We start from the raw sequence: 24,815 nt of genomic DNA, 5'->3' as shown, positions 1-24,815 counted from the left end.
AGCCGGTGTGTTCGAATACATGGAGTCTTACTGCGACCGGCGGCAGGGCGGCATTCCGTGCTCAATTACGTGTCACCATCTGACTTTGACGCGCGAACGGCCGCTTATTCAGAATGGGTGTCACAAGAGGGGGGTAAGATCACTCTAAGAGTTCGTCTTTCGAAATACAATTTTCTACCTGGTCCCTTTTGGGGACCGGTACGCCCCGGCAGCCATGAACAAAAAGCAGCAAGAAACCGAGCTTCCATCCCCTCCCGCGCCGAGTTCATCCGTCGGCGAGCGAAATCTTGCAAAGATCAATCGTCCGCGCTTGGGGGAGGTCTATTGGCGAGAGCGGCTGTTTCAGCTTTTGGACCAGGAGCCAAACCGCCCGGTGATCCATGTCACGGCTCCTGGCGGTGCAGGCAAGACCACCTTGGTGGCAAGTTATCTGGAGGCGCGCAAGCTGCCTTGCCTTTGGTATCAGGTCCAGCGGGACGACGTCGACGTGGCAGGCTTCTTCCACTACATGAACCAAGCGGTGCGGCAAACGGCGCCGGCAACCGGCCCCATGCCCCGTTTCTCCCCCGAGTTTCTGCCGAATTTACCGGTGTTTAGCCACCGCTATTTCCGGGAGCTGTATGGCCGTTTTGAACCGCCTTTCGTCATTGTGCTGGACGATTGCCACGAGGTGGGTACAGAAGCCTTGTTACACGACGTAATCCGCGACGGCTTGGCCGAGCTTCCCACCGGATTCCGCATGATTCTGATTAGCCGCAATCAGCCGCCGCCCGCACTGGCCCGATTGCGCCTCAACCAGTCGCTCGCCCTGCTCGATTGGGAGGCATTGCGTCTGACGCCGGACGAGGCCGAAGCCATCGTACACCGCCAGTCCCACGGGCAGTGGGTTCCCTCACCGGAGTTACTGGCGCGGCTCTACGCTCGTTCCGAGGGCTGGGTGGCGGGCCTAGTCCTGTTGGCGGAATGGGCACGGAAGCCGGATCAACCGCGAATGGAAGACCACCCCCAAGCGCGCGAAATCGTGTTCGACTATTTCGCCGGCGAACTATTCTCCAGAACCGAACCGGTAGTTCGGGATTTCCTGCTGCAGACCGCCATCCTACCTGGCATGAGCGCAGCGATGGCCATGGAACTCACCGGCCATCCGGAAGCACCCGCCATCCTGGCGGACTTGTACCGGCGGCATTACTTCATCGAGCGGCGCGCTCACGCCGACGGCGCAGTCTATCGTTATCACGCCTTGTTCCGCGAATTCCTGCTGGCCCGGGCCCAGTCGACTTTTTCTCCCCAGCGTCTCAGGGAACTGCGCCGGCGAGCCGGCGCGCTGCTGGAACAGGCCGGCGAGTCGGAAGCGGCCGTGGAGCTGCTGCGGGATGCACAGGCCTGGGACGAGCTAGTTCCCGTGCTGCTGCGGCAGGCTCCGATCCTTGTGGCCGAAGGGCGATCGAAAACACTGGCGGGTTGGCTGCACGCCGTGCCTGCGGACGTCGTGGCAGCGCAACCCTGGCTGTCCTACTGGCAGGGCGTCGCCGCCATGGCGTTCGATCCCCCAGAGGCACGTCGCCATTTCGGCCTGGCTTTTAGTCGGTTTCAGGCCTTACGAGATCCCAACGGTCAATACCTTGCCTGGAGCGGGATGCTTGAATCTCTGTTTGGCGACTTGGACGTACAGGTCATCGACAGTACCTGTTGGGAAGACTTCGATGCGCTACGGACGCGCCATCCAGAGTTCCCTTCCCTCGTAGTCGAAGCACGCACCACCCTGGCGCTGTTGTGGTCGTTGCTGCTCTTTTACGGTCAGCCGCGGCGTACCGCCTATTGGGCTGCGCGCGCCGAGCGGCTGCTGGCGCTGGACGGCATCGACTCCGACACTAAAAACGGCCTCGCCGGCACGGTGCTGCACCAGCACCTGTGGTCCGGCGATTTCGCCAAAGCACGGTTGGTGTTCGACCGGCTTTGCCGTGACCCCGCCTGGCAGGCGATAACGCCCACCATGCAGGTAGCCGCTTGGGCGGCCCGGGCTCAGTACTTCCAGATGACGAGCGCCTACGACGATTGCCTGCGGGCGATGGAGGAAGGCCTGGAAAAATGCCATGCCCTGGGAATTCATCGCTCGGACATAGCGTTCCTTTGCCAGGGAGCCATGATCGCCCAGAAGTTCGGCGATCTGGCTCGGTCCCGTGACCTGTTGGAGCGCCTCGCTGTTGCCGTCGCCGCCTCCGGCGGCCGCGGCAACGGCAGCCTGACCTACCATTGCCAGTCCGTCGGCGATGCCCTGTGCCGAAAAGACTACGCTGTAGCCCTGGAACACGCCCGCACGGCGTTGCGGATCGCGAAAGAAACAACGACCTATTTTATTAAACCTTACTTGCGGCTGTCGCTTGCCTATATCGCCTGCGGCCAGGAATATCATGACGAGGCCACTGCCGAACTCACCGAAGCACGTCGGCTCGGCGTCCAGTATCTGGGCAGTCCCTTGTTCGATTTCCAATGCCAGCTGGCCGAAAGCTATCTAGTGTTTAATTGCGTAAATTAGCGATAGTATTGCGCAGCTGGGAGCCTTTGACTTCCCGCTTGCGCCAGACGAATGGGGCGGCCTTGTCGTTGTAGGCGGCGATGAAATCGTTGATCGCCTGCGCCAGTTGGTCGATGCTGTTGAAACTGGCCCCACGTAAGGCCTTGCGGGTCATGATGCCAAACCAGATTTCCACTTGGTTCAACCAACTGGCTGAAGTGGGCGTGAAGTGAAAGTGCACGTTGGGATGGGCGGCCAACCAGTCATCGTTCTTCTTGTGAGTGCAATAGTTGTCGAGAATCACATGAATTTCCCGATCAGCCGGAACATCGGCGACCACCTCATCGAGAAAGGCCTGAAAGTCAGGACGCTTCTTGGTCGTGGTGGTTTTGGACTGAATGGTACCGGTCGCCACATTCAAGGCCGCAAAAAGATTGATCGTGCCATGGCGCTTATAGGTGCTTTTCAATCCACGAACCAGCTTGCCGCTGCTGGTAAAGACGAAACCGCTGGCCCTTTCCAGCGCCTGAATGGAAGGCTTTTCATCAACGGAAATGACCAACGCATTTTGCGGCGGATTCAGGTACAGCCCGATAATGTCGGCCGACTTGATGGCAAACTGAGGGTCCGTGCTGACGCACCACGAGCGATGCCGCTGGAGTTGGATGCCTTCTTTGCGCAACAGACGCCAGACGGCATCATCGGAAACCCCCAAGGCTTTCGACAACGACCCGCCATCCCACGTCGCCTGTCCGGCCGGCGGCGGCTGTTCAATCTGCGCAAGCAATCGATTGCGCAACTCGGACGGCGGGTACCGCGGAGGCTTGCCCGGTCTTTTTCGATCACGCAGTCCTTTCAACCCTTCAGCCGCAAAGCGCCTGCGCCAGACACCGACCGTGCCGGGCCGGATACCGAGTTCAGCAGCAATTTCGTCATTGCGCTTGCCCGCCAGACAGCCCATGACAATCTTGGCGCGTTCGACCAGACGAGCCTCCTCGGTGCGGCTATTGCTCAAACGCTCCAACTCACGCCGGTCTTGGTCCGTACAACTCACCGATATGGCAACTCGCGCCATCCTTCCCTCCGTTCCTGTGGGTAACGGAGACATGATATTACAGTCGCTTAATAATGCAATTAGACACTAGTCCTGGCGCGGGGCGAGGAAACATCGGGCCTGGAGCACCTGCGCATAGCCTTGGCTCAAGGTAGGCAACGGGAATTCGTCAGTTGGCCCCATTGCCTGCCGCCGCTGGTGTTGCCCTTGTTCCTACAAGCTCTGGAGGCCGACATCGAGGTGGACTACGTACAGTCAGTTATCCGCCGGCACCGCATGATGCCCGATCAGCCGCCGCTGGAAATCGAGCGCTGGCCTTGGGAGATAAAGATTTAGGCATTGGAACAAAATAAATCTGCCATATGAATGCTACGGCAGGATCGTATAATTCCATTCGCCATGGAAGGCATGGCGCTGTATTTTGAGGCCGTCCATTTCCGCGTCGGTGACCTTGATCCCTTTGGGATATTCGCTATCGTCCAGTTCGCAATAGACCCGCAAGCCTTTGCGATTGGTCGTCGAGGCAATCAAATTCACCACGACCTCGTGACTGATGAGCGGACGACCGCGCCAATTCATCGTGATAAAGGAAAATAGGCGATGCTCAATCTGGTTCCATTTGCTGGTTCCCGGCGGGAAGTGACACACCGTGATGGCCAGTCCTAACTCGGTGGCTAATGCCTGAAGCTCCCGCTTCCATAAGCGCACACGCGAGCCATTGCTCCCACCGCCATCGGCCGTAATCAACAAGTGCCGTGCCTTCGGATAACACGGTGCGCCCATGGAGTGCCACCAGCGGCGAATACTTTCCACCGCGAATTGCGCGGTGTCGTGATCCGTCCCGACATTGACCCAGCCGATATTCAACGTCGGATCGTAAATGCCATACGGTGCCACCTTCCCCAGTTCGGGGTCTTGAAAATCATACACCCGAACGGCTTCCGGCTGCCCTTCGGGGCGCCATTCCAGGCCCTGTTGCTTGAAATTCCCGACCAGTTCCTTCTTCTTGGTGTCCACCGAGATGACCGGATCGCCCCGCCCTTGGAACTGCTTCACCTGGGTGTAGATATGCTCGAACTGGGCATTGCGATCCGGATGCGAACCGCCCTCCAAGGTTTTTCGATTACCTTGCAGGCTATAGCCCAGCGCGCGGAGCAGTTCGCCCACCATCCGATGGCTGGTTCGGTGCCCCATCTCAGTGAGGGCTTCGGCCAATTGCCGAGTGCTCTTACACGTCCAACGCAACGGGGATTCCGGATCCCCGCGCGTCACCGGATCAATCAATCGCTCCAAATCGGCCTTCAGGGTGGAGTCCTGGTCAACCGTCCGTTTCCGGCCTGCCCCCTTCCGGCGAATACGGCCCTGAGGCAAGGCATTCTGTTGTTCCAACTCTTGGCAGCCTTGACGAATCGCCTCTCGACATAAACCGGTTTCCCGTGACACGGCCGAGATTCCGCCTCGGCCAATCGCCAGCGCCTCCGCCCCGGCAACCAAGCGCCGCAGACGCTCGTCCAGGTACCGATCGAGTTTCTCAAAGCGCTTCTTGATTGCGGCATGTTCCATACCGCAACTTTAAAACAAACCCCTCAGTATTTGGAAGAGTTATTTTGTTCCAATGCCTTATACGCTGGGCCGCTTCGCCGTGGTTAGGAGCGGCGTGGAAATGCGTTTTCAAGCCAAGGCGCAAAACAAACCGATGGAACTGCTCAAGGCGCTGGTCGCCCTGGGTGGACGGGACGTCCACGCCAATGCCTTGATCGACGCTCTGTGGCCGGACGCCGAAGGCGATACACAAAAGCTCTTCGAAGTTACCCTGCATCGGCTGCGCAAATTGCTGGGCAGCGGTAAGGCCGTCACCTTGAGTGCCGGCAAGCTGAGCCTGGAGACTCGCCATGTGTGGGTGGATGTCTGGCAGATCGAGCGTCTAATCGCCGACATCGAATTGCTGCTCCGGCCCGGCGCGTCGAATCCCGCTCCATTGCTGCAAGCGTCGGATAAGCTGCTGCGAACCTACCAAGGGCATTTCCTGGCGTGCGAAGAAGATCAGGCCTGGATATTAGCGACCCGGCAGCGCCTACGAGGCAGGTTGGAGCGGATCATCGCCATGGTGGCCGCCCACTGGCAGCAGGCCGGCGATCTGGAACGGGCCATCTCTCTCTACCGCCGTGGCATTGAGCTCGACCACCTGGCTGAAGTGCTGTACCGCGGTCTCATGCTCTGTTACCGCGACAGTGGACGTTCCGCCGAAGCAGTCGAAGTCTTCCTGCGCTGCCAACGAATGCTCACCACCCATCTTGGCGTGGCGCCGGGCGCCGCCACCGTAGCAGTCTACGACGCCCTCGCACCACACTAACCAAGCCTTACGGCACTTTTCTCGGCGACATCCCGGATCTGTAGGCTATCTGTAGGTTCGCGTTCGATAACGTGTCCCCCGATAAAAAAGGAGGGCATATGCCTCAAAACCTGCTCAGGCCGTTGCAGCGGCTTTGTTCGTCGGTGTCTTTCAACCCGTTTGGGCGGCGCCCATCGCCCTACCGGGTAACCAAACCCATATCTTCGCCAGAGAGCACTGGAACCCTGATTGTTTCTTGGCTACATCCGTATAGAGAGCCAGGGATATGAGATTTGCAGGTAAGCCGAGCGCTGCCATTGCGTGCTTGCTTGCCGCCGGAAGTGCCACCTGCCACGTCCGCGCGGAGCGGGTGCGCATTCCGGCGAACGTGACCGTTGATTCCGGTGATCGTGACCGCCGGGGATCTCATGCCGCGCTGGAGGTTGGTTTTTTACTTGGACCGGTCACGTTGGGTCAAGCCGGCGGTGGTTTTGCGCATCGACTCGCCGGTCAGGGGTAGCCGGTGGGCGTTGTGCAGGAGGCGGTCGAGGATGGCATCGGCGAGGGTGGGCTCGCCGAGGTAGTCGTGCCAGTGCTCGACCGGCAGCTGGCTGGCGATGAGGGTGGAGCGCAGGCCGTGGCGGTCTTCGATCAACTCCATGAGGTCGTTGCGCTGAGAGGCGGTGAGCGGCTGGATGCCCCAGTCGTCGAGGATGAGCAGGTCGGTGCGGGCGAGCTGGTTCATGAGCCGGGAATAGGAGCCGTCGCCGCGGGCGACGGCGAGCTGTTCGAGCAGCCGAGGCAGGCGCAGGTAACGGACGGCTAGTCCCTGGCGGCAGGCCTGATTGCCGAGGGCGCAGGCGAGATAGGTCTTGCCGGTGCCGGTGGGGCCGGTGAGGCAGAGATTGTGATGGGCGCGCAGCCAAGAGCCTTCGGCGAGCGCGGCCATTGGGGGACGATGCAGGCCGCGGGGGTGGCGATAGTCGATATCCTCGATGCAGGCGGCAAGGCGCAGCTTGGCGTCCTTGAGCAAACGGCTGAGGCGGCGGTTGTCGCGGTAGAGCAGCTCCCGGTCGACGAGCAGCGCGAAGCGCTCGTCGAAGGAGAGATCGTGGGTGGCGGGCTGTTCGAGCTGTTGTTCGAAGGCCTCGCGCATGCCGGTGAGGCGCAGGGTGTGGAGCTTGTCCAGGGTTTGCTGGGTGAGCATGGTTTTGTCTCCTGTTGTAACGGGTTTCAGTTGTAGTAGTCGGGACCGCGCACGTTGCCGTGGGCCGGCAGCGCCGCGGCGGTCTCGTCATGGGCCTCATGCGGCTGGCGGTCGAGCCCCTTGTCGAGGATGGAGCTGACGGAGCGATAGGACGGTGATTGGATGGCCAAGGCCCGCGCACAGGCCGCCTCCAGCCGCGCTCGGCTGTAGCGCCGAGCGAGATTGAGCAGGCCCAGGCAGGCGCGGTAGCCGTGCTCGGGATGGGGCCGGTTGTTGAGCTGGTGTTCGACCACGTGCAGCGTCGCTACGCCGATGTCTTTGGCCCAGTTCATGAAGCGCCCCGGTGACCACTGGCGGTGCTCGCGGTGGGACTTGGGCATGTGCTCGGGGAGGGTGGAGAAGCGGCCGGCGCCCTGGCGCGGGTGCGCGGCGACGCGGTGTCCCCGGTGCAGCACCTCGATGCTGGTGGCGGTGGCGCGCAGCTCCAGCACCTGGCCGACCAGCGCATGGGGCACGCTGTAGAGGCGACCGCCGAACTCGACGTGGTAGTCGATGCCGGGCTTGACCTGTTTCCACTCGGCGTACTCGTAAGGCACCAGCGGCAGGGGTTTGAGGGCCGGCCGGTCGAGGGACTCGAACAGGTCGCGGCGGCTGTCGGGCTGGCGCTGGAAGGGGCGGCCGTTGAGTGACTCCAGCAGCTCGTGTATGGCCTGGTTGAGGGCCGCCAGGGAGTGGAAGGTGCGATGGCGCAGCCGGGCCAGAATCCACCGTTCCACGACTTGCACGGCCACCTCCACCTTGGCCTTGTCCTTCGGCTGGTAAGGGCGCGCCGGCAGGATGGCGGCGCCGTAGTGGCGGGCCAGCTCGGCGTAGGTGGCGTTGGGCTCGGGGGCGTAGCGGCAGGGCTGGCTCACCGCCGCGCGCAGGTTGTCCGGCACCCACAGCGCGGGGGTGCCGCCGAAGTAGCGCAGGGCGCGCTGATGGGAGGCGATCCAGTCCGGCAGCGCCTGGGTCCAGGTGGCCTCGGCGTAGGTGTAGCTGGAGGCGCCGAGCACGGCGACGAACACCTGCGCCTGGCGCAGCTCGCCGGTGGCGGGGTCGATCACCGGAACGGTGGGGCCGCAGTAGTCGAGAAAGAGCTTCTCGCCGGCGTGGTGAACCTGGCGCATGCTGCGCCGCTGCTGGCCCTGCCAGAGCCGGTAACGGTGGCAGAACTGGCTGTAACGGTAAGCGGCCTCGCCGTGGGTCGCCACGTACTCGGCCCACAGCAGCTGCAGGGTCACCCCCTTGCGCTTGAGCTCGTGGTGAAGGCGCGGCAGGTCCGGCTCCACGAAGCGCGCCGGGGCCGTGGGGGCGGGGAACAGCAACCGCTCCAGGGCCGCCTCGTCCATCGCCCCGGGCAGCGGCCAAGCAACGCCCTTCGCCTGGGCGAGGCTCACGTACTTGCTGACCACGCCCTTGGAGACGCCCAGCGCCCGGGCGATCTTCTCGTGGCTGAGCTTCGCCTCGTGCTTGAGGCGCAGAATCTCGGTGATGTGTCGCATGGAACTCCTCTTTGCCGGCATGTCGCCCCCTTCGAAAGTAAAAGGGCGGCTCTATGCCTGTTGGGGTTGAGAAATTCCAGCGCGGCTGAGGTGATTCCGGGAACGTGACCGCGATTTCCGGCATCGTGACCACCGATTCCGGCCGGAAGGCCAAAATCGGTCACGATCAAACGGAATCGCCGGTCACGTTCACCCGGCATGGGCGGTCACGATCAAACGGAATCGGCGGTCACGTTGGGCCGGAATACGCAACAGGGAGAGCAAAATTGACGAGGCAGGAGAAAAAAGGCCTTGAGTTGTTCAAAGGAAAGGCCAAGTGCTCGAATTGTCACACCACGAAAAAAACGAATCATGGACACCAGTTGCCGCTGTTGACAGATTTTACTTACGATAACATTGGTGTTCCAAAAAACATGGAAAACCCGTTCTACCATATGCCGACTGAATTTAATCCGCTGGGTGCAGGTTGGGTGGATATGGGGTTAGGCGGCTTCTTGGCGACTAGATCTGATTTTGCTCAGTATGCGGACGCAAATATGGGTAAGCATAAAGTTCCGACGCTTCGCAATGTGGATAAGCGTCCATCGTTGGCCCATTTGAAGGCATACATGCATAACGGTGCATTCAAGAATCTGAAGGAAGTTGTCCATTTCTATAATACGCGGGATGTCTTGCCGGTTTGCGGTGATGTTCCAAAGCCAAAGGCGGGCATCAACTGCTGGCCAGCTCCGGAGATGGCGGATAACGTCAACCGGACGGAGTTGGGAGATCTGAAACTGTCGGGTGAAGAAGAAGATGCGATCGTTGCATTTTTGAGAACGCTAACGGACGGTTTTTCGCCGACGAAACGCAATAGCGATTAGGTCGACGAAGCCATTCTCCAGGCTATACTTTCCCCATGGGAGGAACTAGAGATGATTAAATGGCATGATAGTCAGCCTCGGCGCCCCAATCTCATACTTTGCGTCATTTCAGTTTCCCTCTGGCTGAGCTCCGAAATGGTACTAGGCGCAGGCGATCCGCGTGGTAGTGTTTACGTTGCGCCAGGAGCTCTAGACTCTGGTTATCCGAACCATGCCGTGAAATTGCTGCGTCGGCGCTTCAAGTTGCGGGACATCCATAATCCTACCCCGATTACGGATCTTCCTTCCAACACAAGAGGAGTCGTACTGACCGGAAAAGATCTGGCTAATCCGGCGATAGCGAAATTCGTTCAAAATGCCTATGCCGCGGGCCTTACGGTTGCTCTAGTTGATGCGAACGACGAAGAAGCCGAACGTTTACGGGTGTTGGTTGGGCGGGATCTTCCCATTTTCTTGTCCGATGACACGACCAATTCCCTAACCGTTGCTATGGTTGCCATTCGTGAAGACGTGGCGGGAAACTGTTGCAGTAACCGCCGATTGCATAGAACACACATCTTGGGCGAGCTGACTTCACAGAGGGCGGAGCGGCGCGCGGCCCAATGGCTCAAGGCGGTATTCAATAAATGGCCTGAAGCGGTACGTCCGATCGCAGAGAGTCCTTCTGATGACCTGGTAGATCTGGCAAATTCAACCTTAACTGACAAGATAGTGAGTGATCAACGGGGTAGGGTCTTACAGATTGTCAATACGACATGGGCAGCGCGATCATTCCAATCGCAAGTCGACTATTACTATGTGCAACAATGGTTGACTTTTCGGACTCCCAAGTTTACCTATTTGCTCCAAGGGGAAAAAACGACGAATAGCTGGGTATCTCCAAGTGGCACTCCTATTACGGTGGAATTCGGTCCGGGTACGACCGAGAATGCAACGACCTATTCCAGTGGGGTAAACTTCAACATCGGAGGAGTGGCAGGGTACAATAAAGGTGCTATAGCCACTGTCAATGGGGGCGTCACAATTTCGAATTCAACCAGCACCACCGTTCCTCAGACCAATATAAAATATACCGGGAATCCACAATATGGAACAAACGAATGGGAATACTTATCTCAAAAATCTAAGAAGGAGACAACCTATGCATATACCCAGAACTGGATTTGGGCGATACCGCTAAATGTTTATAGTTCCAACGACCCCGTTACATTTTCAACAAGGGCTGTAGGGGCGACGGAGTGCGTGTGCAAAATTGACCCTGAAATAGTGCTGTCACTATCGAGTAGCGTACCGCAGCCTTTCAATCATACCCAGCTTGGGCCGCCAACGGTTGAAGGTGTCGATAGATCCCAAGCCAAGCCCGGTTCAGCGATTACTATTACCGGTAGTAACTTTTACCAGATCAACGGGGTGCTGCTTGGTGGGACGCCTGTGAATACGGCAAACTATGAGGTGGTCGAGAGCGATACTAAGATAAAACTAATAATTCCAGGAAATCAGCCGATAGGACCAAGCCAAAGTGTGGTAGTTAATACACAAGAGGGTATATCAAATACCAATGTCACGATTGATATCATTAACTAATCGGAACTTGCCAAGCGTTTGGAGCTGATTCCAGGCAGATTGTCCGAATTATGGGTTACCTCAAAAAGCAACCTGTTACACGCATTATTACTAATGGCTTGAAATAGATATTTGCGAGCTTGGTTTTGCATGAGGTATTGACGGCGAAAAGGCCGCATTCAGCAGGAGAATGGTATGTCAAGTGTCGGTTATCACGAACCCGTCGAGGAAATGTCAGATGAAACGCGCGATATGCATCGAGCAATCGTGTCATTGATGGAAGAGCTTGAAGCCGTTGATTGGTACAACCAGCGTGCTGACGCATGCAAGGATCCTGAGCTTAAAGCGATCCTTGAGCACAATCGGGATGAGGAAAAAGAACACGCGTCCATGGTGCTTGAATGGATTCGGCGAAAGGACACGAGATTTTCCAAGGAACTCAAAGACTACTTGTTCACCGAAAAGCCAATCGCACACCACATCAAAGAGGGAGGATAACGTTAGTCAGACCCCGCCGCCCATCCGGCGTTCAATGAGTGGTCACGGTTGAAATGAGCCTATTAGCATCCCTAATCGCCTTTGACAACTACCGAAGAAAAAAGGAACGAAATAATGTCGACAAATATTCAACTTGAGCCTCAAGCCATCGACTTCGCCAAGGCAACCGCAAACCCGCCGTTCCTTTATGATCTTGGTCCCGAAAAGGGGCGGGAGGTCGTTGATGCGGTTCAGGCGACACCTATTATCAAGCCGCCCGCTGCAGTAGAAGACTTGCTGATCTCTGGAGGCCCGACTGGACAAATCTCCGTGAGAATCGTTCGCCCAGAGGCAGCGTCGGGCGCGCTGCCGGTGATCTTTTACCTCCATGGCGCGGGTTGGGTTTTCGGCAACGCCCATACCCATGATCGCCTGATTCGCGAACTCGCCGTACGTACCGGCGCGGCGGTTGTCTTTCCGAACTATAGTTTGTCTCCAGAGGCAAAATATCCCACGGCGATCGAGGAATGCTATGCTGCATTGAAGTGGGTCGCCGAAAATGGCCAGGAACGCGGTTTGGACCCGGAGCGTTTGGCGGTTGCCGGAGATAGCGTAGGCGGCAATATGGCCGCAGCGATGACGCTGATGTCCAAAGCACGCGGGGGGCCTTCTATCAAACTGCAACTGCTCTTTTATCCGGTGACCAACGCGTCCTTTGATACCGAATCTTATCAGCAATTTGCTTCAGGGTATTTCCTCACTCGGGATGCCATGAAGTGGTTCTGGGATCAGTATACTGCCAACGAGGACGAACGAAACGAAATTACTGCATCTCCTCTCAGGGCAACTACCGATCAGTTACGCGGTTTGCCGCCAGCGTTGGTAATTACCGGCCAGGCCGATGTTCTGCGCGACGAGGGAGAAGCTTATGCTAATAAGCTAAGGGAGGCCGGGGTCCAGGTCACGGCGGTACGCTTCCAGGGCATTATTCACGATTTCGTGATGTTGAACGCTCTTGCTGATACTGCAGCTGCTCGCGGTGCGATGACCCTTGCAACCGGATGGCTGCGCGAGGGATTTTCCGGATAGCAGATCAGGCTGCCTTTGAAATGCATGCTCCTTGGAGTTCCACTGTGATCTTGCCGCGATCCTAAGGATAAGGTCTTCTCGCAGCCTTTGATCTTAAAAAAAGTTCGACCTGGAGCATGCCCAGGATCGATTGTTCAACGCTAAGCTCGCACAAGAGGAGCACTGGAATGACACCGAAGCGGATACCGATTGTCGGATTCATCGGATTGAGCTTGTCCTTGTTTTTGCTGTGTGCCGAAACATCGGCGGGGGCTGACGAGAGGCCTTCAAGTTATGCGCCGGTGGATATCAGGGATGATTTCGAGAGCCTCATGAAGCGGATGAAGTCCGAGAAGCAGACGGTGATGAAGCGCCATTTGGCTTTGCTAAATGAGCGCTACGATTTGAGCGATAGAGCGGCGAAAGGCGTAACCATGTTCCGTGGCAAACCTGTCCAGGAGGGCGTGCGCGTCAAATTGCCTAGTACGGTCACCTGGGGAAAGCTGGCCTCTATGACTCCGGAGGAGATTAAGGCGGCCGACGTTTTTCCGCATGGCTTCCTGCCGTTACCCCACCCCAATCATGCAGAGGGTGGGGCTCTGTTCCCCATAACCTGGTTAGAGGCCATCAAGGCACAAGAGGGTCGTGATCTGACTCGATTCGACCTTGATCTGGATGTGATGGCGCACTTCCAGCCCGAGTTTCCACCGCCGCTATTCCTCACAACCCGACCAGATCTCGGGGACGTTTCTCAAGGCCAACTTGTCACGCTTTCGAATTACTACGGGTTGTTTAATGGTGTGCTGAATCCAAAGCAGCTCGAAGGTCTGAGGTTACTGGTAACACCTTTTCCCCAACAGCAGTTCAACGCAACCGAGGATAGGCGTTCCGAAAAGCCTTCCTCGGGGGTGGCTTGTTTTGACTGCCACGTTAACGGCCACACCAATTCCGCGACGCACTTGGTCGGCGACATCCGGCCGCAGGAGTTCCGCCATCGCATTGACACGCCTTCGCTGCGCGGAACGTATGTGCAGCGGCTGTTCGGGTCCCAGAGAGCGCTTAAGAGCGTCGAGGACTTCACTGAATTTGAGCAGCGCGCGGCATACTTCGATGGTGATCCGGTCATTGCCCAGAAAAAAGGGGTTAACGTATTGGAGCGGGGAAGCCAAGTCCATTTCATGGCAGAGTTCCAGGAACTCTTGGACTTCCCTCCAGCACCAAAACTGAATGTATTCGGAAAACTGGATCCCCGTAAGGCAAGCGAGTCCGAGCTGCGCGGGCAAGAGGTTTTCTTTGGTAAGGCGCAATGCGCTGTCTGCCATATTCCACCGTATTATACGGACAATCTTATGCATAACCTGCAGATGGAACGCTTCTACAGACCACGAATGATCAATGGAATGATGGCTTCAGCCGACGGACCTATCAAAACGTTCCCCTTGCGCGGGATCAAGGAATCCCCGCCTTACCTGCATGATGGTCGACTGCTGACGTTGGAGGATACAGTGGAATTTTTTAACCTCGTCCTTGAATTGAAGCTCAATGAACAGGAAAAGAGCGACTTAGTGGCGTTTCTCAGGGCGCTTTGAAACTCCAGAAAACGGTTCCGTTACCCTCTTAGTTATGAAATGCACTGTTGCCTGATAACCAGGTTGATTCATGATGAATGCCATTGGTCATATGCTGAACAAGACTTCACCTATAACTATCTACGACTCACCTTATAGCGTCAAAGAGACCATCGACCGCATAGAGAACATCCTGCGCGAAAGAAACGTGACAATATTCGGCCGGATAGATCATGGCGCGGGAGCAAGACAAGCAGGATTTGACATGCAGGACGAGGAACTATTGATTTTCGGAAATCCGAAAATTGGAACCGATTTGATCCTGGATAATCCGGCTATCGGCATAGATCTACCCCTAAAAATACTGGCCTGGAGTGATGACTCTGGAACTAAAGTGGGGCATCACAAACTGGAAAGTCTATTCGAAAAATATGGCGTCCATAACAAAGCGGTGATATCGAATATGACTGAAACAGTGCGAGCCATTGTTACTATCGCCATTAAAAACCCATAACAATCACCTGAATCCGTGCTCCCACCCTCTAAATAATTCATAACATATTGAATCCATTGTATAATTAGCCCATTTTCGATGTCACCCATTTGATCATGCCGCGCTTTGAAGTCAAGCAATCCAGCAAGCTGCAACTGACCTCGTATTCCGGCCTGGCGCTGATTGGCCAGTGCTGCCAGGCGGCGCAGGTGGAGGCGGTCATTGATCCGAAGATTCCGGTGTCGCAAGGCATGCGCACCTCGGACATCGTCAAGAGCGTGGTCGGGTTGTTGAGTCTGGGCAAGAGCGACTTCGAAGCCATCGAGCCGTTTCGGGAGGACCGCTTCTTCAAGGAGTCGCTGGGGCTGACGAAGGTGCCCGGAGCCGTGTGGCTGCGCCAGCGTCTGAATGCCAAGGCGGAAGCCATCCGCGATCTGGCCGATGAGCTTTCCCTGAGGCTGCTGGAGCGAGCCGAGGCGCCGATCACGCCGCACAAGGGCTATGTCTGCTGCGACATTGATACCTTCGCCATGGACAATAGTGGCACGAAGAAGGAAGCGGTGTCGCGCACCTATCAGGGCTTCGACGGTTACCCGCCGATTGCCGCCTATCTCGGCAACGAAGGCTGGAACACCGGGCTGGAACTGAGGCCAGGGTCCCGCCACTCGGCGTTCGAGACGCACTACTTCTACGAGCGGCTGTTTCCGCGCATCGAACGCCTGGTCAAACCGGATCAGCCCGTGCTGCTGCGCGAGGACAGCGGTTTCGACGGCGCACAGCTCCTGTTCGCCAAGGCCGCGGAGCGAGACCGGCAAGCCGCGCTGGGGCGAAGCCTCGACTTCATCTGCAAGTGGAACCCCCGCAAGCAGGACAAGGGGGCCTGGGTCAAGCGCGCCGAGGAGGCGAAGGCCTGGGTCGAGACTCGCCCCGGTAAGCGCGAGGCCCTCCTGTCGCTGGACATCGAGCGCGCCTGGCACAAGGAGAAGCGCTCCTTCCGCCTGGTCGCCAGGGTCGTCGAGCGCACCATCGACAAGAAGGGCCAACACCTGCTGGCCCCGGAGGTCGAACTGGAAGGCGGGTGGACGACGCTCTCCTGTTCCGCCGAGGAAGTGATCGAACTCTACCAGCACCACGGCATGCATGAGCAGTTCCACTCCGAGTTGTTCGGCTCCGCCGAATCCTTCGCTTCGCTCAGGACCGCCACTGCGTGGCGTCCTGCGCCCTTCGGGCTTGTCAAGACCGACCTCGACCTGGAACGGCTGCCCTCGGGCAAGTTCGACACCCACGACGTGATCCTGCATCTGGCGGCCTTCGCCTACAACTGCCTGCGTCTCTTGGGACAGATCGGCCTGACTGGCGAGATTGCGCCGATCCGTCATCCGGCCAAGCGCCGCCGCATCCGGACCGTGCTGCAGGAGATCAGGTACCGGGCGGCGAAGTTCGTCGCCCATGCCCGCCGGCTGATCCTCGATTTCGGTCGTGGCGTGGCGGCAAACGTAGCCGTGTTCGTGATGCTTCAGAATCGGCTGTGGGCGGCGGCGTCCGGATGACGGGAAATGCCTGCCGCACGCCTCGAATCCCTGATTCCGGAACCCCGGAAGGGACAGTCTCGCGCAGGGAGCGGAAAATGAGCTGACGATAAGCGCACGCCAAGCAGATTGGCCCCGAAACCCCGGTCGAATGTTCCCCGGATCGCCGGTAGCGAGGGCAAATCCCAAGGGAGAGCGCTCGAAATTCATGCGTTCAGGCCCGATGGGAAGGTGTAAGCCGAGGGGAACACGGATTCAGGAATCAGAGAGCAAATCTTATGCTTCATGAATTAGTAGGCAGTTGGAAAGTGATCGGATGCCAGCTCAATACTAAGTGGCTGCCGGATTCGATCTTCAGGGAGTTTCGCTACAAATTCACTCCCGACGATCATTTCTTATTGGACTGGTCGGAGCTCACTTATCCTCAATTCCTGGGCGGATTTCCCAAGAGCGCAACGGGAAAGGTCATTATCAACATCGACGCCGCGCCGCAGCAAATCGATTTCATTCCTGACGAGGGACCGTTTTCCGGAAAGGCGCTGCTAGGCATATTTGAGCTGGATCACGATATCTTGAAAGCTAATTTTGCCTTTCCGGGCAACCCCCGGCCTACGGAATTTACTGCATCCGACGGTCAGGTTTACGAGATTTGGCAGCGCGTGGGCTGATTTGGCTGGTGTCTCCTTCCCAAAACCCAGGGCTTTGGGGCGTACACTGGAAAGAACCGCATGAATTCCATGGTGCACGCGTGACTCAAGCTCACCCCCGCGCGGAAGTGACACGGGATAATTCAATATTAATATTGTTGTTGAGATATTTTAACACAAGGAATCTATAGTTAGTTCGGCATTGAAGGGGCACAAGGAAGTCGAGCGAGTGCGACGCCCCCCGCGAAGCCGTAGGCCCGGATGTTTTGTCGGAGTCCGCGACTTCATCGCGGGCGGAGCCGAGGCGGACGCAGGATGGCGCGGGCCGCCGAAGGCAAAGACATCGCCACAATTTGCTCCCGAGGGTGACTGGAATGTCCCGTCGGGTTTCGCAAAAAATGGCGACGCTCCAGACTCTGAAAAGTACCAAACCAGTTACTAGATTTTGGAGTTTCAACATGAACAGTGCGCTTGCTCCTGTCTGCGACCACGCTCGACCCGACTTGCAAGCAGCAACTGCTACCGAGGTCGCCGAACTGCTGGTAGCCTACCTGGAACAGATCGGCGTCGAATACGTTTTCGGCATTCCCGGGGGCGCCATCGAGCCCTTCTACAATGCCTTGGCCCGCAGTTCCCGCCGTGGCGGGCCGCGCCACATCCTGGCGCGGCATGAGTCCGGCGCCGCCTTCATGGCCGACGGCTACGCCCGCGAAACGGGACTTCTCGGCGTGTGCTGCTCCACGTCGGGTCCCGGTGCCACTAACCTCATTACCGGCGTCGCCTGCGCCCACGACAACGAGGTGCCTTTGCTGGTGATTACCGCCCAGCCGGCGCTCCCGGTGTTCGGCAAGAATGCCTTGCAGGAGTCTGCCTGCACGGGCATCAACACCGTAGGCATGTTCCGCCACTGCACCCGCTACAACTCTCTGGTGTCCCACCCCAAGCAGCTCGAGCCGAAGTTAATCGCGGCCCTGCAGGCCGCGACCCGCCCCCCACGTGGGGCGGCACACCTCAGCTTTCCGGTAGACGTGTTACGCAGTCTAGCCTCGAATGCGGCGCCGGCCTACGATCTGCGCGGCCTCCTGCATCCGGCATCGCTGCTGGATCAGGACGCGGTCGAGCATCTGCGGATGGAGTTGCGTCAAGCTGAGAAGCCAGTGCTCGTCATTGGCGGCGGGTGCGGTGAGGCCATCGACTCTATCCTGCAATTCGCGGCTCTGAAGAATGCCGCCTTCGTCACGACCCCTGACGGCAAGGGCCTAGTCAATCCCCACCACCCCTTGTTCCGAGGCGTCTTCGGCTTCGGGGGCCATGCCTCCGCCGATGCGGCCCTACGCGATCCGGCCGTGGACCTGATCATTGCCGTCGGTACCAGCATGGGCGAATTTAACACCGGCGGCTGGAGCGACGCTCTCCTCAACAACCGCTTGGTGCACGCCGACGAGTCGGAGGAGCACTTGGCCAGCACTCCCATGGCCCGCCTTCACGTGCGTGGCCGCATCCTCGCCGTCTTCGATCGCCTGATTAATTGGGGTATCCATGAGAACGCCTCCACCGACGAACGGCACCGGACTTCCCGGCAGCGGATCGGCTTCGGTCAGCATATGGGGCCGGAGCTCGCCGAACCCGATCAGTTCGACAGCGAGGCGATACCCATCACGCCCCAGCGCTTAATTAAGGAACTGGGACGGCGCTTTCCGCCGACAACCCGCTTCCTAGCCGACGCGGGTAACAGCGTCGCCTGGGCTAGCCACTATCTGCACCCCACCGACTTCGGTATCGGCAATCGGCGCTTGGCCGGCGGCGACCCGCGGCAGAACCATGGTGGCTGGCTCCGGGTGACCATGAACTTCGCGCCCATGGGCTGGGCCATTGGGGGCGCCGTCGGCACCGCGGCCGGCAACCCGGCAGCCCCCGTGGTCTGTATCACCGGCGACGGTAGCATGCTCATGAATGGCCAGGAACTCTCCGTGGCCGTCGCCGAAGGCCTAACGGTTATCTTCGTGGTTCTCAACGACCGGGCACTGGGAATGGTCAAGCACGGTCAGCGGCTGGCCGGCGCCCAGCAAGTAGGCTGCGAGCTGCCGGCCACCGACTTCGCCGCACTGGCCCGCGCCCTCGGCGCCGAGGGCCACACCATCCGCGGCCCGAAGGACTTCGACGCCCTGGACATCAATGCGATATGCATCCGCAAGGGGCCGACCCTGCTCGACGTCCTCGTCGACCCCGAGCAGGTGCCTCCTATGAAAATGCGGGTGAAGGTTCTGAGCTCGGCCAACTGAGGAGAAGGTAATGGGACAATTCGCGGGGAAGGTCACCCTCATTACGGGCGGCTCCAGCGGCATCGGTCTGGCGACGGCGAAGCTATTCCGGGGCAGGCTGGATGTACTCTTCCTGAACGCCGCGGCCGCCAAGCCGACTCCCGTCGACCTGCTCACGGAGGCCCAGTTCGACGAAGTGATGGCAGCCAATTTCAAGGGAACCTACTTCACCATCCAGAAGGCCCTGCCGCTGCTCGGCAACAATGCGTCCATCATTTTCAACACATCCATCGTCGGCCGCACCGGCTCGCCCAACTTCAATGTCTATGGCGCCACCAAGGCGGCGTTGGCATCTCTGGGCCTAGCCCTGATCAGGCGAGGCATACGCGTGAACGCCGTTTGCCCCGGCCCCATCGACACCGGCGGCTTCCGCCGCCTGGAAATTCCGCCGGAGGTGCTGCAGACCATCAAGGGCGATATCGAAGTCCGTTCGCCAGGCAAGCGCTTCGGCACACCGGAGGAAGTGGCCAAGGTGGTGCTCTTCCTCGCATCGGAGGACTCGGCCTACGTAGTCGGTGAAGAGATAGTCGTAGACGGCGGCACCAGCTACGTGTGCCTGCCATGAGCGACGACTTCATCCACACCCGCATCTGGCGGGAAGACCCCGAAGCCGACAACCCCTTTGCCACCCGTGCTGCTTATTGCCACGGCTACGACGTCTTCGGTGAAATGCTGGGCAAGGCCCGCTGGGTGGAAATGCTCTACCTGCTCTTCCGCGGCGAAGCGCCATCCAACACCGAGGCCAATCTCCTCGAAGCCTTGGCTGTAGCGCTTGCCAATCCGGGGCCGCGCGCGCCCTCCGTCCATGCGGCCATGTGCGGCGGCACCGCCGGTTCGCCGGCGGCCTCCGCCCTGATGGCCGCCCTTGCCGTCGGGGCGGGCAATCTTTCGGGAGGACGCGAGGTTCGGCTGGCTATGGAGGCCTGGGCCACCTGCGGCGTCGACCTGGAGGTCTGGCGGAATCGGCTTGCCGCACCCGCCGCGGCAGAGCCGATTTCTCCTTGGCCGAGCCCGGAACATCCACCCGGTTTTGATCCTCATGGGATAAGTACGGCGACACCCGTCAGGCAGACGCTCGCCTGTTTTGCAGACCTCAGTCCGGGGCGCTGTTTGCCTTGGCTGGCGGGAAGCCGTGTTTCTCTCGAGGAGGCCGCCGGCCATCCGTTGGCCTTGTCGGGTATCGTCGCCGCCGCCTTTGTTGACCTGGGATTCGCTCCGGAACAAGGCGAGATGCTGCATCTCATGCTGTGCCTGCCCGGCGCCGCGGCCCACGCCTTGGAACAGTGGCAGTACGGCCATAGGAAGTTTCCCTTCTTCACCATAGATTTCGATGACAACGCCGCGGACTCCGCGAAGGAGTCGACATGACGGGGAATATCCGCGGGCCGGAATTCTTGCGCGGGCGAGTCGGCCACCTCAAATCCCGCGTCGGCGGGGTCGTCCCGGGCAGCCGCGCGGTCTTTCGGGGCCACGACTTGCATGTCAAGCTCAAAGATACGAGTTGGATCGAACTATACATATTCGGCATCACGGGGCGGCGTTTCTCGCCGGAGCAGTTGCGCCTCATGGAGGGGCTGTGGATATACACGAGCTACCCGGACGCCCGTATCTGGAACAACCGGATCGCCGCCCTGGCCGGCAGTGCCCGCAGCACAGGAACGCTCGGGGTGGCGGCAGCGTTGGCCGTTTCCGAGGCATCGATCTACGGGCACGGCATCGGTATCCGGACCATCGACTTTTTAATGCGGCTGCGACGGCATGTGGATTCGGGCGGTTCCATGGAGGAGTATTGCCGTAGGGAGCTGGCCGAATGCCGCCGCATCGGCGGCTACGGCCGGCCGCTGACCAGCGCAGACGAGCGCCTGGCCCCCATCTTGTCACTGGCCCGCGAACTCCGCTTGGCCGATGGTTCCTATCTGCGATTGGCCTTTGCAGCCGAGCAGGTGCTGCTCGCCTGCCGCACGCGGCTGTATCTGAACTACGGCGGTGTCGCCGCCGCCCTGGCTGCCGACATGGGTTTTTCTCCGCGGGAATATTATCTTTTTATGTTTCCAACTTTCCTGGCTGGAATGCTTCCCTGCTTCATCGACGCGGCCGAACAGCCGGAAGGCGCGTTGTTCCCGTTACCGTGCAATATGATTTGTTATGAAGGAAAAGCGAAACGCCCGTGGCGTAGGTGCTAGAATCGGCGCTGATCGCCGGCGTAGTTTGGGGAGGCTGGATACTCGGTCAATTTTCCTACCTAGCAGCAGTGTCTTAATATTTTTCCGAACCTCTTGAAATGCTTCAAGTAAAATATAGATTGGAATGGAATATCCCAAGATGCCTCACTCCCAAGAACCACAGAAGATAGCTGAATATTCGCTCAGCGGGCTTACCACCGGGCGGATCGAAGCATTCAGCGATGGGGTATTTGCCATTGTCATCACCTTGTTGGTCATTGACCTTAAAGTGCCTCAAATTGCTGACGACCTGGTAGCTGACCAATTAGGACCACGTCTGATCGAACTATCACCCAAATTGCTGAGCTATGCACTCAGCTTTATCATTGTGGGGGTATATTGGGTTGCGCACCATCATGTGTTTCATCATGTCGAGCGCTCGGACAGGACGTTGCTGTGGCTAAATATATTTTTCCTGTCATCAGTGACGTTCGTGCCGTTCCCAACAGCACTTATCGGTGAGTATGGCGATCAGGAGCTTGCCGTTGTCATCTACGGTGTAAATGTTGTTGTGACAAGGCTGCTGCTGCTTATGATGTGGAGATATGCCACCAACAACCATCGATTAATTGCACCGGAGCTTGATCCATTCCGTGTAAACGCTGTAGCAAAGCTAATCGCTATCCCCATCGGAATTTATGCCTTCGCTATCGGTTTTTCGCTTATCAGCACAAAAGTGACGCTGATATTATATGGGATCGTCCCCGTCGTTTTCAGCATTTTGCCCAATGTTCTTAATCGGAGACACCCTATTTAGCGGAGTATTTGGCTTTTGGATAGGGCGCGATCCAGAAACTACTCGCTATGTGGGCATCCAATTCGACCCTGTCAGACTATTTGGTGCCTCGAAAGAACCGCTATACGAGAGAATTTTGTCATTGAGAAGCCGTCTTGTAAAACAAATCAGCGCAAAGTCAGTAAGTTGTCGGCCCCAAAAAAATAGCCGCCAGATGCGCAAATCCCATAAAGTGGCGAACGGCTGGTGGCTATTTCCAATCTTTCCAACTTAAGGAAACCGCCTTCCACAGTCTTTCAACTGTCATGAATAGAGTTGTTTCCGATGATAACCGCATGATTACAAAGAAATTTTTAGATTCCAAAGGCCAGCGCCAAGCCCGAAAAAGCTATCTATGAATAGACTGAGTCGGTTTCTAATGCGATGCATCAAGCAATGAAAGGTCTTCATTCCTCCAATGGAGTGTTCGACGGAGATGCGAGTTCGCGCTTGCTTTTTGTTCTCGCGCCTTTGTTGATCTGCCAACGCGGGATGAGGATTGTTCTTGGAGGCTCTGGGTTTCTTATGAGGCAGGTGAATTCTGGCTTTATTCCCATAATCGGAAGCGGCCCCCAAGAACCCCAAATCCAACCAGACATCGGCACCGTCAAACCATGATAAGGCAGGATCGAACCATCGCTTCATCAGCGCATAATCATGAACACTGCCGGCCACGATACTTCCAACGAACAAAATTTGCCGTGCCAGGGTCGAAATGACTAGGGTTTTAACCGTATGGCGTTTTTTTTACCGCTATAGTGGGCTTTCTGCTGATCGTCATCCTGCGGCCTGACGCAACTGCATTCCACCCCGTCAATGATGATATCTCCATGTTTTTCAATCAGCTTCATCATCTCTCCCGGGGTCGTCAGCTCCCGCTCGGGCAGCAGATCAAGTTTCGCCAGGCTGCGCCGTAACACGGGCAGAAGTTGCGCCACATGGCGATGCGCGTGTCCCGAGCTGAAGCCAAAATGAAAGCCCAGGACATCGAAGGTACAGTAGGTCTTGAGGTAATGCAAAATGAAGAACAGCTTCTTATCTATCCGATCGAGATAGCCCACATGGCCACCTTTGGGTACCCGTTTTATTTCGCCTTGCTGAACGCGTTCTTGCTGAATCTCCGCATGAGCCTCCTCAAAGATAGGGCAAAGCTTGGCGAATTGCGCCTTACTCATTCCGATCAGGGCTCTGACGGTACGCTCACTGGTTTCTTCCATGAACTTTTCAAAAATCATTGGCTGACATCATTCGATTGTTGTTAATTGTTTTATACCACAACAAATCCATTTATTTCAACGGAAGCAACTCTAATGATGATATCTCCATGTTTTTCAATCAGCTTCATCATCTCTCCCGGGGTCGTCAGCTCCCGCTCGGGCAGCAGATCAAGTTTCGCCAGGCTGCGCCGTAACACGGGCAGAAGTTGCGCCACATGGCGATGCGCGTGTCCCGAGCTGAAGCCAAAATGAAAGCCCAGGACATCGAAGGTACAGTAGGTCTTGAGGTAATGCAAAATGAAGAACAGCTTCTTATCTATCCGATCGAGATAGCCCACATGGCCACCTTTGGGTACCCGTTTTATTTCGCCTTGCTGAACGCGTTCTTGCTGAATCTCCGCATGAGCCTCCTCAAAGATAGGGCAAAGCTTGGCGAATTGCGCCTTACTCATTCCGATCAGGGCTCTGACGGTACGCTCACTGGTTTCTTCCATGAACTTTTCAAAAATCATTGGCTGACATCATTCGATTGTTGTTAATTGTTTTATACCACAACAAATCCATTTATTTCAACGGAAGCAACTCTAATATATAAATTTGGGTCGGGTATGCTACGGGCAGCAAGCTGCGAACCGAACCATAGATCCGCAATAGCTTTGGGGGTAATCCATGTCGAGAACAAATTCAGCTATTCTCTTGGCCGTGGTGGCCGCAATGTTCGTTACAGGCCATGCGCAGGCCGCCAGAAAGGCGGCGCAGGGCGGTGTATTAGTTGCCGTAGACTCGAAAGGGAAGGTGATTGGGCAGGTCATCGAGGCGGATAGCCCGACGGCGGATACCAGTGCCCCTCCTGCCACTGTTGTGATGCAGGTCAAGGAAAAGACCATTGCAATCCGAATGAATTATTATGGAATTGCCAATTGGCGAAATCTATACTTCACTGAGCCTAACTGTGCCGGTAATGCATATTACTACAATGCGGTTTTCGACAATCCAAAGTCCCGTTATCTGTTGGACATGGCGATAGTATCTGGCCGGAATGCAACAGTGTTTTTGCTAAGTGGGAACTCGGTAGCCGCGAAGGATGTCGTCGTGCGATCAGTTCAGTTGGGAACGAATTCTGCGGCAGATTCTAACCTAGTGTACTGTTCCAACGATGTCGATCCTTCGCAATTGCAGAGCGGTTACATGATGCCGTTCGCTCCAGCGTTCGACCTTTATTCTGTCTATAAGCCGCCATTCGCTGTGAAGTTTATTAACACAAGCCGATAACCCGATGGTGTCCACACTGCCCGCGCAGGATGGACCGCCAATACAACCTGTTCTCATCTCAAGAGCATTCATAACAACAGTGAGATATCGCGACAGAGTGAACTCGTTAACGCGAAAGTCGCAGTACCTTGCCCCCCCTCTCCCTTTG

The 24,815-nt window shown here is 57.5% G+C and carries 23 protein-coding genes; 16 read left to right on the top strand and 7 right to left on the bottom strand.

All coding sequences use genetic code 11. From position 1 onward, the window contains the following. Positions 1 to 214 precede the first annotated feature (214 nt). The gene (locus tag ABZN20_RS02930; RefSeq protein WP_367026685.1) at positions 215 to 2,536 is read left to right on the top strand and encodes a hypothetical protein; all 2,322 of its coding nucleotides are present in this window, start codon (positions 215 to 217) and stop codon (positions 2,534 to 2,536) included. Here the strand turns inward: ABZN20_RS02930 and ABZN20_RS02925 are convergent. Continuing rightward, positions 2,520 to 3,590 carry an IS630 family transposase gene (locus ABZN20_RS02925; RefSeq protein WP_218806107.1) on the bottom strand — a complete coding sequence of 357 codons (1,071 nt, stop codon included), beginning with the start codon at positions 3,588 to 3,590 and terminating at the stop codon, positions 2,520 to 2,522. The two genes, ABZN20_RS02930 and ABZN20_RS02925, sit on opposite strands and share 17 nt — an antisense overlap. A 348-nt stretch (positions 3,591 to 3,938) precedes the next feature. Beyond that, entirely contained in the window at positions 3,939 to 5,132 is a 1,194-nt protein-coding gene (locus ABZN20_RS02920) for an ISAzo13 family transposase (RefSeq protein WP_367025483.1), read from the bottom strand. 52 nt (positions 5,133 to 5,184) lie between these two features. Here ABZN20_RS02920 and ABZN20_RS02915 point away from each other — a divergent pair, with 52 nt between their 5' ends. Beyond that, positions 5,185 to 5,922 carry an AfsR/SARP family transcriptional regulator gene (locus ABZN20_RS02915; protein WP_367026684.1) on the top strand — a complete coding sequence of 246 codons (738 nt, stop codon included), beginning with the start codon at positions 5,185 to 5,187 and terminating at the stop codon, positions 5,920 to 5,922. A 430-nt stretch (positions 5,923 to 6,352) separates the two neighbouring features. Here the strand turns inward: ABZN20_RS02915 and istB are convergent, their stop codons facing one another. Both istB and istA read right to left on the bottom strand, forming a co-directional pair. Further along, on the bottom strand, positions 6,353 to 7,108 hold the full coding sequence (gene istB, locus ABZN20_RS02910; RefSeq protein WP_367025276.1) for an IS21-like element helper ATPase IstB: 756 nt from the start codon (positions 7,106 to 7,108) through the stop codon (positions 6,353 to 6,355). A gap of 26 nt (positions 7,109 to 7,134) precedes the next feature. Beyond that, entirely contained in the window at positions 7,135 to 8,673 is a 1,539-nt protein-coding gene (gene istA, locus ABZN20_RS02905) for an IS21 family transposase (RefSeq protein WP_367025277.1), read from the bottom strand. Between the two features lie 83 nt (positions 8,674 to 8,756). Here istA and ABZN20_RS02900 point away from each other — a divergent pair, with 83 nt between their 5' ends. The 13 genes from ABZN20_RS02900 (at position 8,757) to ABZN20_RS02840 (ending at position 22,160) form a co-directional block, all read left to right on the top strand. Further along, positions 8,757 to 9,515, top strand: coding sequence for a cytochrome-c peroxidase (locus ABZN20_RS02900; RefSeq protein ID WP_367026683.1), 759 nt, complete (start codon positions 8,757 to 8,759; stop codon positions 9,513 to 9,515). Positions 9,516 to 9,731: 216 nt separating this feature from the next. Continuing rightward, positions 9,732 to 11,099: a hypothetical protein gene (locus ABZN20_RS02895; RefSeq protein ID WP_367026682.1), complete on the top strand. Its 1,368-nt coding sequence runs from the start codon at positions 9,732 to 9,734 to the stop codon at positions 11,097 to 11,099. Between the two features lie 174 nt (positions 11,100 to 11,273). After that, the gene (locus ABZN20_RS02890; RefSeq protein WP_218807001.1) at positions 11,274 to 11,576 is read left to right on the top strand and encodes an encapsulin-associated ferritin-like protein; all 303 of its coding nucleotides are present in this window, start codon (positions 11,274 to 11,276) and stop codon (positions 11,574 to 11,576) included. Positions 11,577 to 11,690: 114 nt separating this feature from the next. Next, positions 11,691 to 12,644, top strand: a complete 954-nt coding sequence (locus ABZN20_RS02885; protein ID WP_367026681.1) for an alpha/beta hydrolase — start codon at positions 11,691 to 11,693, stop codon at positions 12,642 to 12,644. A 167-nt stretch (positions 12,645 to 12,811) separates the two neighbouring features. Then, positions 12,812 to 14,212 carry a cytochrome B6 gene (locus ABZN20_RS02880; protein ID WP_367026680.1) on the top strand — a complete coding sequence of 467 codons (1,401 nt, stop codon included), beginning with the start codon at positions 12,812 to 12,814 and terminating at the stop codon, positions 14,210 to 14,212. Between the two features lie 70 nt (positions 14,213 to 14,282). After that, positions 14,283 to 14,705, top strand: a complete 423-nt coding sequence (locus ABZN20_RS02875; RefSeq protein WP_218807004.1) for a DUF302 domain-containing protein — start codon at positions 14,283 to 14,285, stop codon at positions 14,703 to 14,705. Between the two features lie 95 nt (positions 14,706 to 14,800). Beyond that, a complete protein-coding gene (locus ABZN20_RS02870; protein ID WP_367026679.1) occupies positions 14,801 to 16,234 on the top strand; it encodes an IS1380 family transposase in 1,434 nt (477 codons plus the stop codon). Positions 16,235 to 16,491: 257 nt separating this feature from the next. Then, a complete protein-coding gene (locus ABZN20_RS02865; RefSeq protein WP_218807005.1) occupies positions 16,492 to 16,881 on the top strand; it encodes a TIGR03067 domain-containing protein in 390 nt (129 codons plus the stop codon). A 482-nt stretch (positions 16,882 to 17,363) separates the two neighbouring features. Then, positions 17,364 to 19,142: a thiamine pyrophosphate-binding protein gene (locus tag ABZN20_RS02860; protein ID WP_255556493.1), complete on the top strand. Its 1,779-nt coding sequence runs from the start codon at positions 17,364 to 17,366 to the stop codon at positions 19,140 to 19,142. A gap of 10 nt (positions 19,143 to 19,152) precedes the next feature. Beyond that, on the top strand, positions 19,153 to 19,746 hold the full coding sequence (locus tag ABZN20_RS02855; protein WP_367026678.1) for an SDR family oxidoreductase: 594 nt from the start codon (positions 19,153 to 19,155) through the stop codon (positions 19,744 to 19,746). Then, positions 19,743 to 20,549 (top strand): citryl-CoA lyase, encoded by an 807-nt coding sequence (locus ABZN20_RS02850; protein WP_367026677.1) that lies wholly within the window; start codon positions 19,743 to 19,745, stop codon positions 20,547 to 20,549. Before ABZN20_RS02855 ends, ABZN20_RS02850 begins: the two co-directional genes overlap by 4 nt. 107 nt (positions 20,550 to 20,656) lie before the next feature. After that, positions 20,657 to 21,364 carry a citryl-CoA lyase gene (locus ABZN20_RS02845; RefSeq protein WP_367026676.1) on the top strand — a complete coding sequence of 236 codons (708 nt, stop codon included), beginning with the start codon at positions 20,657 to 20,659 and terminating at the stop codon, positions 21,362 to 21,364. 139 nt (positions 21,365 to 21,503) lie between these two features. Continuing rightward, a complete protein-coding gene (locus ABZN20_RS02840; protein ID WP_218806607.1) occupies positions 21,504 to 22,160 on the top strand; it encodes a TMEM175 family protein in 657 nt (218 codons plus the stop codon). Positions 22,161 to 22,478: 318 nt separating this feature from the next. Here the strand turns inward: ABZN20_RS02840 and ABZN20_RS02835 are convergent, their stop codons facing one another. From ABZN20_RS02835 to ABZN20_RS02825, 3 genes are read right to left on the bottom strand one after another with little or no spacing between them, the layout of a single operon-like run. Then, on the bottom strand, positions 22,479 to 22,871 hold the full coding sequence (locus ABZN20_RS02835; RefSeq protein WP_367025614.1) for a transposase family protein: 393 nt from the start codon (positions 22,869 to 22,871) through the stop codon (positions 22,479 to 22,481). Between the two features lie 26 nt (positions 22,872 to 22,897). Beyond that, on the bottom strand, positions 22,898 to 23,413 hold the full coding sequence (locus ABZN20_RS02830) for a helix-turn-helix domain-containing protein (protein ID WP_367025613.1): 516 nt from the start codon (positions 23,411 to 23,413) through the stop codon (positions 22,898 to 22,900). A gap of 32 nt (positions 23,414 to 23,445) precedes the next feature. Then, positions 23,446 to 23,907, bottom strand: coding sequence for a helix-turn-helix domain-containing protein (locus tag ABZN20_RS02825; RefSeq protein ID WP_367026675.1), 462 nt, complete (start codon positions 23,905 to 23,907; stop codon positions 23,446 to 23,448). A 157-nt stretch (positions 23,908 to 24,064) separates the two neighbouring features. Here ABZN20_RS02825 and ABZN20_RS02820 point away from each other — a divergent pair, with 157 nt between their 5' ends. Further along, the gene (locus tag ABZN20_RS02820; protein WP_218806606.1) at positions 24,065 to 24,667 is read left to right on the top strand and encodes a hypothetical protein; all 603 of its coding nucleotides are present in this window, start codon (positions 24,065 to 24,067) and stop codon (positions 24,665 to 24,667) included. Positions 24,668 to 24,815: the final 148 nt, after the last annotated feature.

The sequence above is a fragment of the Methylococcus sp. ANG genome, from assembly GCF_040730495.1.
Taxonomy (GTDB): domain Bacteria; phylum Pseudomonadota; class Gammaproteobacteria; order Methylococcales; family Methylococcaceae; genus Methylococcus.
The sequence above is the reverse complement of the archived record's forward strand: the minus strand, read 5'-3'. Positions and strand labels throughout refer to the sequence as shown.